Consider the following 13,039-nt stretch of genomic DNA (forward strand, 5'->3'; position numbering starts at 1 on the left):
ATGTGCTGGAGCGCAGAAGCCTCTGCCGCGATGGTGGTTGCGGAAACGGCCGCAGCGGTGGTCTGCTGGCGGCAGGGCCAGCCGTTGGCCGTGTGGGGAGTGCTTGGCTATTTCACGGTCATGGAGGCCCTGCAGTTGGCCGGATACCAGATCGCCGATGACTGCAGCGCAGCAGCGAACAAGGGGGTCACGCTGCTGTCTTATCTGCACATCGCCTTTCAGCCCCTTCTGATCAACGCCTTTGCGCTGGAGCTGGTGCCTGCCCCCGTCAGCGCGCGCTGCAGGCCGTGGGTGCTGGGCCTTGGCTTCGGGGCAGCGGGGGTGATGCTGCTGCAGCTTCTTCCCATGTCGGCATTAGGGAGTTGTGCGGCTGGAGCGCCGTTGTGCGCCGAAGTTCTGTGCACCGTATCAGGGACCTGGCACATCGCCTGGAATGTGCCCTACAACGGCCTGCTGGTGCCGCTGGACAATGCACTGGGGGTGCAGTCCGGCTTTCCGGCCTATATGGCGGCAGTTTTTGCGCTGCCGCTGGCCTATGGGGCGTGGCGGTTTGTGATGATGCACCTTTTTACCGGGCCGGTGCTGGCCTGGACGCTGACCAGCAACCCGAACGAGATGCCCGCTGTCTGGTGCCTGTTTTCAATCGTGATCCTGTGCATCGGCCTCAGCTCCTGGATGCGCGAAGCCTTCACCGCAAGGAGCTGGTGGGGGCTGCGGGTGTAGCGGCGGCGGCCCCTTGGGTGATCAGGATCAACCCGGGGGGCGCCGGTTTGAGGTATGCTGCCCCACAGGAGTCGCAAGATGCGTGCTATGGTGTTCCGCAAAGCAGGTGAGCCGCTCTGGCTGGAGGATATTGCCCGGCCGGACCCGGGACCTTGGGACGTGCTGATCCGGGTTGAGGCCTGCGGCGTGTGCCGCACCGATCGTCACATCGCTGATGGCGACCTGACCGAAGCGGTGGTGCCGCTGATCCCGGGACATGAGATTGTCGGCCGCATCGTGGCGGCGGGCAGCAAGGTTGAGAGGCTGGAGACCGGCCAGCGGGTCGGTGTGCCCTGGCTGGGCGCCACCTGTCGCCACTGCCGCTATTGCCGGGGCGGGCAGGAAAACCTGTGCGATGCGCCGGTCTTTACCGGCTATACCCGCAACGGCGGGTTTGCCGAATTCTGCGTTGCCGATGCGCGTTACGTGTTCCGGCTGGATGAGGAGGCCAGCCCGGTGCAACTGGCGCCGCTGCTGTGCGCCGGGCTGATCGGCTACCGCAGCTACCGGATGGCGGGCGACGGGGCCTATATCGGCCTCTACGGATTTGGTGCAGCGGCGCATATACTGACCCAGCTGGCGGTCTGGCAGGGCCGCAAAGTGTTTGCGCTGACGCGGCCCGGAGACACGGACGCGCAGGAGTTTGCCCGCAGCCTTGGCGCCGCCTGGGCGGGCGGCTCTGATGAGCGGCCGCCGGAGGCGCTGGACGCGGCCATCCTGTTTGCGCCGATCGGCAGCTTGGTGCCTGCGGCCCTGAAGGCCGTGCGTAAGGGGGGCAGGGTGGTTTGCGGCGGCATCCACATGAGCGACATTCCGGGTTTTCCCTATGCAGACCTGTGGGGCGAACGTCATATCCTGTCGGTGGCCAATCTGACCCGGCAGGATGGTGACGAGTTTCTGTCCTTGGCGGTTGAGGCCGGTATTTCCACTGAGACCCGCAGCTATGCGCTGGACGCCGCCAATCAGGCGCTTGCGGACATGCGGCAAGGGCGCCTGCAAGGGGCCGCGGTGCTGGTGCCCTGATGTTGCGACGTGAAAATGGTTAAAAAACAAAATCCTAATGAATTGAGAGCGACGCAGCTGCAGCCCGTTCTGCCGTCCGGGGGCTTGGATTTCGCACTGACGGGCGAACTGGACGGCGACCCCGGCTGCCTCGGACAGGAGCGGGCGGCGGATGCAATCCGGATGGGTGCGCTGACCACCCACGAGGATTTCAATGTCTTTGTCCTGGGCCAGCCCGGCAGCGGCCGCCATGCGCTTGCCCAGTCCATTCTGGCGGAGATCGCCAAGGACCGGCCGGTGGCCTGCGACTGGGTCTATGTCAACAACTTCGATGTGCCGCACAAGCCGGTGGCAATCCGGCTGCCTGCCGGGTCCGCCTGCCGTCTGCGCAGCATGATGGAAACGCTGGTGGACGACTTGGCCAGCCAGATCCCGGCGCTGTTTGAATCGGAGGATTACCAGACCCGGCGCCGCACCATCGAGGAGGATTTCTCTGCCGCGCATGAGAGCGAGATGGCGGAGGTCTTTGAGGATGCCCGCACGGCGGGAGTTGCCATCATGCGCACGCCGGTCGGCTTCAGTTTTGCTGGTCTGCGCGACGACAAGGTGTTGAGCCAGGAGCAGTTCGACGCGCTAGGCGAGGAGGAGCGTGCAGAGCTGGAAGCAGCGATCGACCGTATACAGCAGCGGATGTCAGAGGTGCTGCAAGCGGTGCCGAAGCGTGAAAAGGAGCACCGGCGGCAGGTGGAGCAGCTGCATTACGAGCTGGCCTCCCGTGGGGTGGACGAGGCGATCCGCGAGGTGCAGGAAGGGTTTGCCAGCGAGGCGGCAGTGATGCGCTACCTGGAGGCGGTGCGCCGCGATCTGATCGAAAATGGCGAGCTGTTCCTGATCGGGGAGGGCGAGGAGGAGGTCGGCCCGTTCCCGGTGCCCACAAGTAAGCATTTCGAGCTGCCGCAGTTCCAGCGTTACCGGGTCAATGTGATGGTTGCGAACGGCAGCAGCGGCGCGGGCGCGCCCGTGGTCAAGGAAGAGCTGCCGACGATGGCCAATCTGATCGGGCGGATCGAGTATGCCTCGGAGATGGGAACGCTGATCACCAATTTCACGATGATCAAACCGGGCGCCTTGCACCGGGCCAATGGCGGCTATCTGGTGCTGGATGTGCGCCAGGTGCTGAGCGAGCCGCTGGCCTGGGATGCCCTGAAGCGCTGCCTGCGGACGGGGGAGATCCCGATCTATTCGCCGGGCGAGCGGATGAGCCTGATCTCCACGGTGTCGCTGGAGCCGGATCCGGTGCCGCTCAGCGTGCGGGTGGTGCTGATCGGAGAGCGGCTGCATTACTACCTGCTATCAGCGCTGGACCCGGATTTCCTGCAGCTGTTCAAGCTGGAGGCGGATTTCGCCGATGATTTGCTGCTGCAGGAGGAGGCCCCGGCGGGCAGTTATGCGCAGATGATCGCCGGGCTGGCGCGGCGGGCCGGGACCCGGTCGCTGGACCAGGCGGCGGTGGAGCGGATGCTGCTGGAGAGCCTGCGAATGACGGGTGACAGGGAACGGCTGACGCTGAATTTCAGCCGCCTGTCGGACCTGCTGCGAGAGGCGGATTTCCGGGCCGAGCGCGAGGGCACCGCCCATATCGGCGCGGCCCATATCGAGACCGCGGTGGCCGAGAAGGAGCGCCGGGCGGGGCGGGTGCGGGAGCGGGGGCTGGAGACGGTCCGGTAGGGCACCGTGCTGATCGATACCGACGGCGCGCGCATCGGCCAGATCAACGCCCTGACTGTGCTGCAGATCGGCGATTACAGCTTTGGCCAGCCGTCGCGGCTGACGGCGCGCACCCGACCGGGGAGCGGCAAACTGGTGGACATCGAGCGGGAGGCCGAGCTAGGCGGGCCGATCCATTCCAAGGGGATGCTGATCCTGCAGGGCTACCTGGCGGCCACCTATGCCACCAGCGCGCCGCTGTCGCTGTGGGCCAGCTTGGTGTTCGAACAGAGCTATGGCGGGGTGGAGGGCGACAGTGCCTCGGCGGCGGAGCTGATTGCGCTGTTGTCGTCGCTGGCAGAGGTGCCCTTGGACCAGTCCTTTGCGATCACCGGGTCGGTCAACCAGTTCGGCGATATCCAGGCGATCGGCGGGGTGAACCAGAAGATCGAGGGCTTTTTTGACGTCTGTGCGGACCGTGGCCTGACCGGGCGCCAGGGGGTGCTGATCCCGGCCGCCAATCTGCGCCACCTGAACCTGCGCCAGCGGGTGGTGGACGCGGTGTCGGCGGGGCGGTTCCATATCTGCCCGATGAGCACTGTCAGTGACGGCATGGCAGTGCTGACTGGGCTGGAGGCCGGGGTACGCGGTGCAGATGGCGCCTTTCCCGAGGGCAGCCTGAACCGGCTGGTGGAGGACCGGCTGCAGGGGTTTGCCGACATCCGCCGGTGCTTTGCAAAACAGGGAGGCGGCGATGCAGCGTGATACGGGCAGGGCAGGGGGCACAGGCCACGCCAGGGTCATTCTGGGCGCCAGCTGTTATCCGGACGCGGAATCGGCGCTGGTGCTGGCGCTGGTGCTGGCCCGGCAGCTGGGGGCGGAGCTGCAGGGGGTGTTTGTCCGCGAAACCGCGGTTCTGGCTGCGGGCTATGCGCAGTCGCGGGTAGTGTCCTATTCCGGGCAGCGGGAAACCGGGTTGACCGGGGCGGCCCTGGCCAAGGCGCTCCAGGCAGATGCGCGGCGGTTCAAAGGGCTGCTGTCCGCCCGCACAGCGGCGGCGGCGCTGGAGAGCTCATTCCGGGAGGCAGAAGGCCAAGTGCAGGAAGAGCTGCGCCGGATCTCGCAGGCCGGTGACATCCTGGTCTTCGGGTTCAAGCCGATCCTGCGGGTGGCGGGCTGCATTGCGGTGATCCTGGGGGCAGGGCGGGGCGTGCCGGACTATGCGCTGCGGCTGGCCCGCAAGACCGGCAAGCCGCTGGTGGCGCTGATTGCCTGTCCTGCCGGGGCGGAGTCGGACCCCACCCCGGCAGGGCAGGAGGACAGCGGCATTGAAACCCGGTTCTGCGCGCAGCCGGGGATGCTGTTGCGGCAGCTGGAGTACATGAATCCGGCGGCGGTCATCGTTGCGACGCCGCTTGCGGATCTGCCGCCCGCCGCCCGTATCCAGGACGCTGCCCGCTGCCCGCTGATCCTTCAGATCAGCGGCTGAGGCGGCGCGCAGACGGGCAGGTGTGCTGCCTCGGGGGTTTCAGCTCAAAACGCCTGGAGGATTGACCCGCATCATTTCATCCCGCGGCGGCGGGGCTAGACTGAAGGTGTCACGGGAGAAGTGAAGGCAGAGTCATGGAAACGAATACGGTGTCCGGAATGGACATGTCCTGCAACACAACCGGCTGCTGCCCCAAGTTCAATCCCGAAGGGTCGCACGGGCGCCATCTGCATTTCGAGAATAAACTCTTTGTCCGGGCAAAGACCCGCAGCCTGCTGCATTTTCAGCTGAACATGGGAAAGGTGTTTGCCAGGGTGCAGGCGCATATCGGGGACGCCGGAGCACAGGAGCCGGAGGGGTACTTTGTCCTCAGCCGCGACCTGTCCCCGGCTGAGGGCGAGCATTTCTTTGCGGTGACAGGAGACGTGTCTGGCGAGGAAATGGCAACGCTTTCCGGAGACTTCATCACCAGGGTGTTCGAGGGGCCTTACCGCAAGGCAAAGGACTGGGTGCACGAGATGGAAACCGCTGCTGTGGCGGCCGGAAAAACTGCCGGAGCTGTCTATCCACTTGCCCGCGGTGCGCGCGGGCATATGGCAGGAATTACGTCATTGGCGTTGCGGAAGTCATCCAGACATCCACTTAGCCGGGGAGGCAGCTATGAAAGACCCTGAACTGGAACTCCTGATCGAACGGCTGGAAAGCCAATCGGATTTGACCTTGGCGGATTTCGGCGGCGTGCTGCATGCGCTGGCCTATCTGCTGCCAGGGGCTGCGCCGGATGATGAGCACGCAGCGCAGCATATCGGCACTGCGGATGGCGCCATGCATGTGGCCGACGCGGCTTTCCCGGACTCGGATGTGCATATCCGCGGCCGCGCCTATGGGAAGCATGGCCGCTGGCACTGCACCCTGCGGGAGAACGACAATCTCGACAATGATTCGGCGATCGGCCTGGGCCAGTCGCCGGTTCTGGGGCAGGCGATACTGGCGGCGATTTTGCGGCTGGCGATGATCCTGAAAAAGGACTGAACAGATGCGGCTTGGAGAGGCAACGGGGAAGGAAGGCTGATGTCCAGGATTTTGACAATCACACTGAACCCTGCTGTCGATCTGGCGACGTCGATCGACCGGGTGGTGGCAGGCCCCAAGCTCTATTGCAAGGCGCCGCGGGTGGACCCCGGCGGCGGCGGGGTGAATGCGGCCCGTGCGATCCGCAAGCTGGGCGGCGAGGTCTCGGCGCTGGTGGCGGTCGGCGGCGCCATGGGCGAGCAATTGCTGCAGCTGCTGGTGGTAGAAGACGTGCTGGCGGTGGCGGTTCATGTGCGCGGCGAAACCCGGCAGAGCTTTGCGGTGACGGATGAGACTACCGGCGAGCAGTTCCGCTTCAGCGTGCCTGGCGAGACGATGGGCAGCGCCGACGCCGCGCAGCTGCTGAGCGCGATTGCCCAGGCGGCGCCGCGGGACGGTTATGTGGTGCTGAGCGGAGGTGTCACGCCTGGTCTGGCCGATGATTTCCCGCAGCAGGTGCTGGAGGCCATTGCGCCGCGCACAGACAGGCTGGTGGTGGATACCTCCAAGGCGGCGCTGGCGCATCTGCTGGCGGCGCCCGGCAAGCCGGTGCATGTTCTGCGGCTGGACCAGCGGGAGGCGGAACAGGCGGTGGGGCACGAGCTGGCCTCGGTCGCGGAAAGCCTGGCGTTTGCCCAGGACCTGATTGCGCACGGCGTGGCGCAGATCGTCGTGGGCGGGCGCGGTGCCGAAGGTTCGGTTCTGGCCACCAGGGACCAGCGGGTTTTCTGCCGCGCGCCTTATGTTGAGGTGCAAAGCAAGATCGGGGCAGGGGATGCTTTTACCGGCGCGCTGTCGCTGGCGCTGTCCCGCAGCGAGGCGCTGGATCAGGCGCTGCGCTGGGGTGTTGCTGCAGCAAGCGCCGCGGTGGGTAGCGAGGGCACCGCGCTGTTCGGGCACGGCGAGGTGGAGGCGCTGCTGCCGCAATGCGAGGCTCAGGACGTTTAACCTTCTTCGGCCTTGGCGGCGTTGCGCAGGACCTGCAGGAAGCTATCGGGGGTGACCGAGATGCTGTCGATGCCAAACTCCACCAGGCGGCGGGCATAGTCCGGGTTGTTGCTGGGCGCCTGGCCGCAGAATCCGACCTTGGACCCTGCCTTATGCGCCTCGCGGATCACCGTTTCGATCATCCACAGCACCGCCGGGTCGTCCTCGCGGAACAGGTCTGCCAGTGCATCAGAGTCGCGGTCGATGCCGAGCGTAAGTTGGGTCAAGTCGTTGGAGCCGATGGAAAAGCCGTCGAAGCGTTCGGCAAATTCCGCGGCGCGCAGGACGTTGGAGGGGATTTCGCACATGACGTAGACCTTGAGCCCGTCCTGGCCGCGTTTCAGGCCGTGCTCCGCCATCACTGCCAGCACCCGGTCTGCCTCCTCCGGGGTGCGGCAGAAGGGGATCATCACAATCACGTTTTTGAAGCCCATCTGCCCGCGCAGCCGGGCAATCGCCTGGCATTCCAGTGCAAACCCGTCACGGTATTCCTCCGAGTAGTAGCGGGAGGCGCCGCGGAAGCCGATCATCGGGTTTTCCTCTGCGGATTCAAAGTCTTGCCCGCCGATGAGGTCGGCGTATTCGTTGGTCTTGAAATCGCTCACCCGGATGATCACCGGCTTGGGGTGGCAGAAGGCGGCGATCCGCGACAGGCCGCGGGCGAGGCGGTCGGTGAAGTATTCGGTCTTGCGTTCATAGCCTGCGGTCAGCGCCTCGATTGCGGCGCGGGTTTCTTGGTCCTGGACCTGATCGAAGCGAACCAGCGCCATCGGATGCACCCGCACCGTGTTGCTGATCACAAACTCCATCCGTGCCAGCCCGACGCCGTCCACCGGCAGCCGCCACCAGCGCAGCGCGGCGCTGGGGTTGGCGAGGTTGAGCATGATTTCGGTTTTGGGACGGGGGAGGTTTTCCAGTGTTTCCTCGGTTATGGCGATCTGCGACAGGCCTTCGGTCACTACGCCCTGCTCGCCGCCTGCACAGGAGACGGTGACGTCCTGCTGGTCATGCAGAACCTCGGTGGCATTGCCGCAGCCGACAATGGCGGGCACGCCCAGCTCGCGGCTGATGATAGCCGCGTGGGAGGTGCGGCCGCCGTGGTCGGTCACGATGGCGGCAGCCCGTTTCATGATCGGTACCCAGTCGGGGTCGGTGGTGCCGGTCACCAGCACGGAACCGTCCACGAAGCGGCTGATGTCTTCGGCGCTTTCGAGGATCGACACCCTGCCCGCGACAGCGCCGCTGCCGACGCTGAGCCCGGTCAAAAGTACCTCTCCCGGAGCTGTCACCGCATAAGATCTGAGGATGCCGGCGGAAGCGCGGGACTGGACGGTTTCCGGGCGGGCCTGGACAATGTAGATCTGGCCGGTTTCCCCATCGCGGGCCCATTCTATGTCCATCGGGCAGCCGTAGTGCTCCTCAATCGCCGTGGCTTGGCGGGCGAGGGACAGGATTTCACCGTCGCCGAGGACGAAGCGGGTGCGCTCAGCCTTGGAGGCGGGCACGTTGCGCGGACTGCCGTCGCGGTCCTGGATCATCTTGACGGCCTTGGCGCCCAGCCGCTTTTCCAGGATCGGCGACAGGCCGTGGGTATCCAGGAACGGCTTGAAAACCTGGTATTCGTCCGGGTCCACGGCTCCCTGAACCACGGTCTCGCCGAGGCCCCAGGCGGCGTTGATCAGGATCGCATCTGGGAAGCCGGACTCGGTGTCGACCGAGAACATCACGCCCGCACCGCCGGTGTCGGCCCGGACCATTTGCTGCACCCCGACCGACAGCGCCACCTGCATGTCATCGAACCCGTGGATCTGCCGGTAAGAGATAGCCCGGTCGGTAAACAGCGAGGCATAGCATTTCCGGCAGGCCTGCAGCAGCGCCTGCTCTCCGCGCACGTTCAGGAAGGTCTCCTGCTGGCCCGCGAAGCTCGCCTCCGGCAAGTCCTCGGCGGTAGCGCTGGAGCGGACCGCCACTGGCACATCCGCCTTTTTCGTCGATTGGCCGAGGCTGCGGTAGTGGGCAAGGATCGCTTGCGCGGTCTCCTTGGGCCAGTTGCCTTCGAGGATCATAGAACGGATCGCCCTGCCCGCCTGCTGCAGCGTGGTGCGGCCTTCGGCCAAGGCATCCAGCTGCTGGGAAATCCGGGGCTCCAGCCCGTTGGCGGAAAGGTATTCGCGGTAGGCGCCGGCAGTGGTGGCAAACCCCGGCGGCACAAGGATGCCCATAGGGCCAAGCGCGCCGATCATCTCGCCCAGGGAGGCATTCTTGCCGCCGACCAGGCCGGTATCGGAGCGTTTCACCTTGTCGAAGCTGATCACGGGCGGGGTGGCGTGGGGCATGTTCTGTCTCCGGGTCCTGTGAGGGTGAACCCATAATGGCAGGAATCCGGCGCGGGCCATTGATGCAGATCAGTGGGCCACCGTCCTCCGGGTAAGCGGCAGCTGTGCAGGCGCGGATTGCGCGGTATCAATCCCCGCAGGCCGCCGTACTGATAGGTTCAGCCTGTTGAAAGTTGTTTTGGGAAAAGTGAGAGGAATGGAAAATGTCGAACGTCTGCTAAAAAGCACTGTGGAGGAACTGGACCGGCTGCTGATTGCCAAGAATGTTCTGGGCGACCCGATCGAGAAGGGGGACGCGACAGTAATTCCGATTGTCAGCTACGGGTTCGGCTTTGGTGCCGGCGGCGGTGCAGACGCCAAGACAGGCGAAGGCGCAGGCACTGGGGCCGGCGGCGGATCAAGCCGCTGGGGACCATCATCATCGACCAGCGTGGTGCGCGGGTGGAAACGGTGCAGGGTGCGATGACAACGCTGGCGGCGGGGCTGGACTATTCGGCGGTGTTGCGCCCGCTGGGCGGGCTGGGGCCGCGGATCAGGCTCTCCGGCAGGCGGAAACCGCACCCTGCGTACAAGGCGCCGGCCCGAAAAAGGCGCCGCAAGCGGCCATTCGATCTGCGCAGGATTGTGCCGGCAGCAGGGCGGCTGGTTTACGGAACTTGGTCCGCCCCGAGGCTGCAGGTCAGCATGCAGCCTCGGGGCGGACGGTGCTGACCAGCCGGGCCGGGCTGGACGTTTCCGTGGTTCCGGCGGCGCTGATTGGGCCGGCTATGCGGTTCGGATGGGACGCCTTCGGGCCGGTGCGGTGAGCTGGGTGGCCGCCCCCCCCCCCGTCCGCGCCGGGGCGCGGACCTTTGCGGTGGTGTGCCGGATTGAGCGGTCGCACCACTGTGGCGTGGCCGCTGCCGCCTGCACCGGTCAGAAACGGCCTGTGCTGATCCTGGCTTTTCACCGCGGCGCGGTAACGGGAACAAGTGTTGATGGTGAAAACTTATCTGCGCATGAAATCGAGGAGAGGTTTCCGCAGGCCATCGCCAGGATGCTGGCCCGGTTGGAGCGGATGCCACGGGGCCAGTGAGGCATTTTTTGCCGTCGCCAAGGCCGGTGCCGGAGCGTTACGCCTTGTAAAAGCTGGTGACAAGAGGAGGTAACTTACAGCCACGGGCCCTGCGCGGGTGACACCGTAATGGCAGGAAACTGGCTCAGGAGATTGATAAAGACCGGCGGGACCATTGATGTGACGGGCCTTAGTTCAGTTCGGCATTCTGCTTTGCTTCCTCCGATTTTAGTGTTTTGAGGCGGGTGCCGGCAGCACCGCTTTCCAGCAGGTTCAAGTGCAGCCGGATGCGCCACAGGTGATAGGCCACCCTGTGCAGCCAGCGGACCGCATCGAGCCTCAGCCAGGCTGTTTCGTCCGGCAAAGTGCCGTCTGCGGCCTCGGAGATCAGCCGGTCTCTTTGCGACTCCCGTTGCTGCCGCATGATCCGGCGGACACGGTTCAACAACTGTTCGCATTCATCAGGGCTGCCGGCGTGCCCGGCATTGGCAGTTGCCAGGGTCAGCACCCCGGTGAGACGCCGCAGTCGCATGTCATTCGGCAATTCGCTGATCCTGTCCGTTTGCGTGCAGCGGTAGAGCAGCCGGTCCAGATGGTCGAGGATGTGGTACATACCCTTGATCTCGGCAAATTCCATGCTGGCATTGCCGGACAGTTTGATCTTATCCAGATAGGTGCGGGTTTCCGCCAATGCGGAGGTGAGTTGGTCCCACTCGTAACTGCTCCTGCCCTTGCCGGGGGCGCCGGTGATTGATCTGAGGTGATGGATTGCAGCTGTCGTAAGACGGTCAACGGCAACTTTGGCGGCGGTGGTTGCGGCTGCCGGATCGCGGAGGATCAGATGGTCCAGCGATTGCGTCAGCGCCGCCCCGCGGTCCGGAATCAGAAACTCGATCAACCGCGCAAACGGCCGCGCGAAGGGCAGGATGAAGATCACCCCCAGGAGGTTGAAGACGCTGTGAAAGGCGACGAGCGCTGTAAGGGAGGCTTGGGAACCAGCCAGATAAGACACTGCAGCAGCAAATGGCCCAAGCAGGAAGAATGCCAAGACGCCCGTCATCAAGTTATAGATCACATGCGCGACGCCGGTGCGCCGGGCCATGGTGCCGCCGCCCAGCGTGGCCAGAACCGCCGTGAAGGTTGTGCCGACGTCCATCCCGATAACCAGTGCCGCGGCTTGCTGGAAATTCACCGCTCCGGCGCTCAGGGCAGCTAAGGCGGTGGCGACGCCCGCGCTCGAGGATTGGGTGACCAGGGTGATCAGGACGCCGACTGCAACCAGCTTGAGCCTGCCCGTAAAGCTGTCGGAGGGGAAATCGGCCGGGGTCACGATGCCTTGAAAGGTTTCCAGGCCGGATTTCATCTGCTCAATTCCGATGAAGATCAGGCTGAAGCCCGCCAGGGCCTGGCCGAGATAGGAAATCTTCCGCCTGCCGGAAAGGGCAAGCAGGGCGCCCACCAGGATGACCGGCAGCATGGCCTGCCCGAGGTCGAGCTTGAAGCCCAGGATGGCGACCAGCCAGCCTGTCATGGTGGTGCCGATGTTGGCGCCGAAGATGATCCCGAGCGCCTGCGGAAAGGTGAGCAGGCCGGAGGCGACGAATCCGACGGCGGCAACCGTTGTGGCGCTGGAGGACTGGATCGCCGCGGTTGTCACCGCGCCGGTTGCCGCGCCGGTGGCCGGGGTGGACGTGAACCGGCCCAGAATGCTGCGCAGGCGGGCCCCGGCAAGTGTCCTGAGACCGCCGGTCAGCAGCAGCATTCCGATCAGAAAGAGACCGATGCCGCCAAGGGTCGGCAACACATTCCAGTACATTTGACACAGAGTGCCAGAATTGCCGCTTGCTATCAAATCCGGCGTGTCCGGCCCCGGCGGCAGCCCTCTGCAGCAGATTAATGCGTATCATAGCGGCGGGTTCGTTCCTGGGGGAACATGGGGTCGGGAGGATGGCAGGGTGGACGAACGCAAGACAGGTGATGAGGGCCCGCGCGCAGGGGCCGTGTCCGCGGCGGGCGGCGAGGGCAGCCGGTGGGCCGGGACCGAGAAACTGGTCAGTGGCCTGAATGGCGGGCTGAACATCGCTCATGAAGCCGCAGACCGGCATGTTGCCGCGGGCTATGGCGCCCAGACGGCGATCCGCTGGTTGGGCAAGGACGGCAGCCGGCGCGAGCTGAGCTATGCTGAGCTGGTGGCATTGTCTTCAAAATTTGCAAATCTGCTGCGGACGCACGGGCTGCAGCGGGGCGATAGCGTCTATTCCCTGATCGGGCGGGTGCCGGAGCTATATGCCTGTGCTCTCGGCACGCTGAAGGCGGGGCTGGTCTATACGCCGCTGTTTGCCGCCTTTGGCCCGGAACCGATCCGGACGCGGATGGAGATTGGCGCAGCCCGGGTGGTGGTTACCACCGCGGCGCTCTACCGGCGAAAGATTGCGCCGTTCCGGGACCAGATGCCCGCCCTGAAGCTGGTGCTGATTGCCGGCGGAGAGGCGCTGGAGGGCTGCGTGGCGCTGGGGCCCGCGCTGGAGCGGGCAGGGGCGGCATTCGAGACAGTCCGGACCGGCGCCGAAGATCCGGCGCTGGTGCATTTCACTTCCGGGACCACCGGCAAGCCCAAGGGGGTGGTGCATG

Annotated in this window: 12 protein-coding genes; 10 read left to right on the forward strand and 2 right to left on the reverse strand. The window is 65.3% G+C overall.

Features of this window, described 5'->3' with window-relative positions; translation table 11 throughout:
* From AQUI_RS0102290 to AQUI_RS0102320, 8 genes are all read left to right on the forward strand, one after another.
* Entirely contained in the window at positions 1 to 723 is a 723-nt protein-coding gene (locus AQUI_RS0102290; protein WP_027256069.1) for a DUF5765 domain-containing protein, read from the forward strand.
* A gap of 78 nt (positions 724 to 801) precedes the next feature.
* Positions 802 to 1,785 carry a zinc-dependent alcohol dehydrogenase family protein gene (locus AQUI_RS0102295; RefSeq protein WP_027256070.1) on the forward strand — a complete coding sequence of 328 codons (984 nt, stop codon included), beginning with the start codon at positions 802 to 804 and terminating at the stop codon, positions 1,783 to 1,785.
* Between the two features lie 84 nt (positions 1,786 to 1,869).
* Positions 1,870 to 3,492 carry an AAA family ATPase gene (locus tag AQUI_RS26930; protein WP_169730741.1) on the forward strand — a complete coding sequence of 541 codons (1,623 nt, stop codon included), beginning with the start codon at positions 1,870 to 1,872 and terminating at the stop codon, positions 3,490 to 3,492.
* Positions 3,493 to 3,498: 6 nt separating this feature from the next.
* Entirely contained in the window at positions 3,499 to 4,236 is a 738-nt protein-coding gene (locus AQUI_RS29090; protein WP_051371762.1) for a S16 family serine protease, read from the forward strand.
* Positions 4,226 to 4,960 (forward strand): hypothetical protein, encoded by a 735-nt coding sequence (locus AQUI_RS0102305; RefSeq protein ID WP_027256071.1) that lies wholly within the window; start codon positions 4,226 to 4,228, stop codon positions 4,958 to 4,960. The genes AQUI_RS29090 and AQUI_RS0102305 overlap by 11 nt, the downstream gene beginning before the upstream one ends.
* 134 nt (positions 4,961 to 5,094) lie before the next feature.
* Positions 5,095 to 5,634, forward strand: a complete 540-nt coding sequence (locus tag AQUI_RS26935) for a hydrolase (protein ID WP_245596843.1) — start codon at positions 5,095 to 5,097, stop codon at positions 5,632 to 5,634.
* On the forward strand, positions 5,621 to 5,992 hold the full coding sequence (locus tag AQUI_RS0102315; protein ID WP_027256072.1) for a hypothetical protein: 372 nt from the start codon (positions 5,621 to 5,623) through the stop codon (positions 5,990 to 5,992). The genes AQUI_RS26935 and AQUI_RS0102315 overlap by 14 nt, the downstream gene beginning before the upstream one ends.
* A 39-nt stretch (positions 5,993 to 6,031) precedes the next feature.
* Entirely contained in the window at positions 6,032 to 6,979 is a 948-nt protein-coding gene (locus tag AQUI_RS0102320) for a 1-phosphofructokinase family hexose kinase (RefSeq protein ID WP_027256073.1), read from the forward strand.
* On the opposite strand, the gene ppsA is transcribed toward AQUI_RS0102320, so the two are convergent.
* Positions 6,976 to 9,354: a phosphoenolpyruvate synthase gene (gene ppsA, locus AQUI_RS0102325; RefSeq protein WP_027256074.1), complete on the reverse strand. Its 2,379-nt coding sequence runs from the start codon at positions 9,352 to 9,354 to the stop codon at positions 6,976 to 6,978. The two genes, AQUI_RS0102320 and ppsA, sit on opposite strands and share 4 nt — an antisense overlap.
* A gap of 196 nt (positions 9,355 to 9,550) precedes the next feature.
* On the opposite strand from ppsA, the gene AQUI_RS26940 reads away from it, so the two are divergent.
* The gene (locus AQUI_RS26940; RefSeq protein ID WP_051371763.1) at positions 9,551 to 9,820 is read left to right on the forward strand and encodes a GerW family sporulation protein; all 270 of its coding nucleotides are present in this window, start codon (positions 9,551 to 9,553) and stop codon (positions 9,818 to 9,820) included.
* A 778-nt stretch (positions 9,821 to 10,598) separates the two neighbouring features.
* On the opposite strand, the gene AQUI_RS0102345 is transcribed toward AQUI_RS26940, so the two are convergent.
* A complete protein-coding gene (locus AQUI_RS0102345; protein WP_245596844.1) occupies positions 10,599 to 12,224 on the reverse strand; it encodes a Na/Pi cotransporter family protein in 1,626 nt (541 codons plus the stop codon).
* A gap of 139 nt (positions 12,225 to 12,363) precedes the next feature.
* Between AQUI_RS0102345 and AQUI_RS0102350 the strand changes: the two genes are divergently transcribed.
* Positions 12,364 to 13,039 (forward strand): AMP-binding protein (locus AQUI_RS0102350; protein WP_027256077.1); only part of this gene is annotated, 676 nt, incomplete at its 3' end.

The sequence above is a fragment of the Leisingera aquimarina DSM 24565 genome (genome assembly GCF_000473165.1).
GTDB classification, from domain to species: domain Bacteria; phylum Pseudomonadota; class Alphaproteobacteria; order Rhodobacterales; family Rhodobacteraceae; genus Leisingera; species Leisingera aquimarina.

Coding starts and splice junctions, on each gene's coding strand:
- AQUI_RS0102290 (WP_027256069.1), top strand. CDS start 1: ATGTGCTGGAGCGCAGAAGCCTCTGCCGCGATGGTGGTTGCGGAAACG.
- AQUI_RS0102295 (WP_027256070.1), top strand. CDS start 802: ATGCGTGCTATGGTGTTCCGCAAAGCAGGTGAGCCGCTCTGGCTGGAG.
- AQUI_RS0102305 (WP_027256071.1), top strand. CDS start 4,226: ATGCAGCGTGATACGGGCAGGGCAGGGGGCACAGGCCACGCCAGGGTC.
- AQUI_RS26935 (WP_245596843.1), top strand. CDS start 5,095: ATGGAAACGAATACGGTGTCCGGAATGGACATGTCCTGCAACACAACC.
- AQUI_RS0102315 (WP_027256072.1), top strand. CDS start 5,621: ATGAAAGACCCTGAACTGGAACTCCTGATCGAACGGCTGGAAAGCCAA.
- AQUI_RS0102320 (WP_027256073.1), top strand. CDS start 6,032: ATGTCCAGGATTTTGACAATCACACTGAACCCTGCTGTCGATCTGGCG.
- ppsA (WP_027256074.1), bottom strand. CDS start 9,354: ATGCCCCACGCCACCCCGCCCGTGATCAGCTTCGACAAGGTGAAACGC.
- AQUI_RS26940 (WP_051371763.1), top strand. CDS start 9,551: ATGGAAAATGTCGAACGTCTGCTAAAAAGCACTGTGGAGGAACTGGAC.
- AQUI_RS0102345 (WP_245596844.1), bottom strand. CDS start 12,224: ATGTACTGGAATGTGTTGCCGACCCTTGGCGGCATCGGTCTCTTTCTG.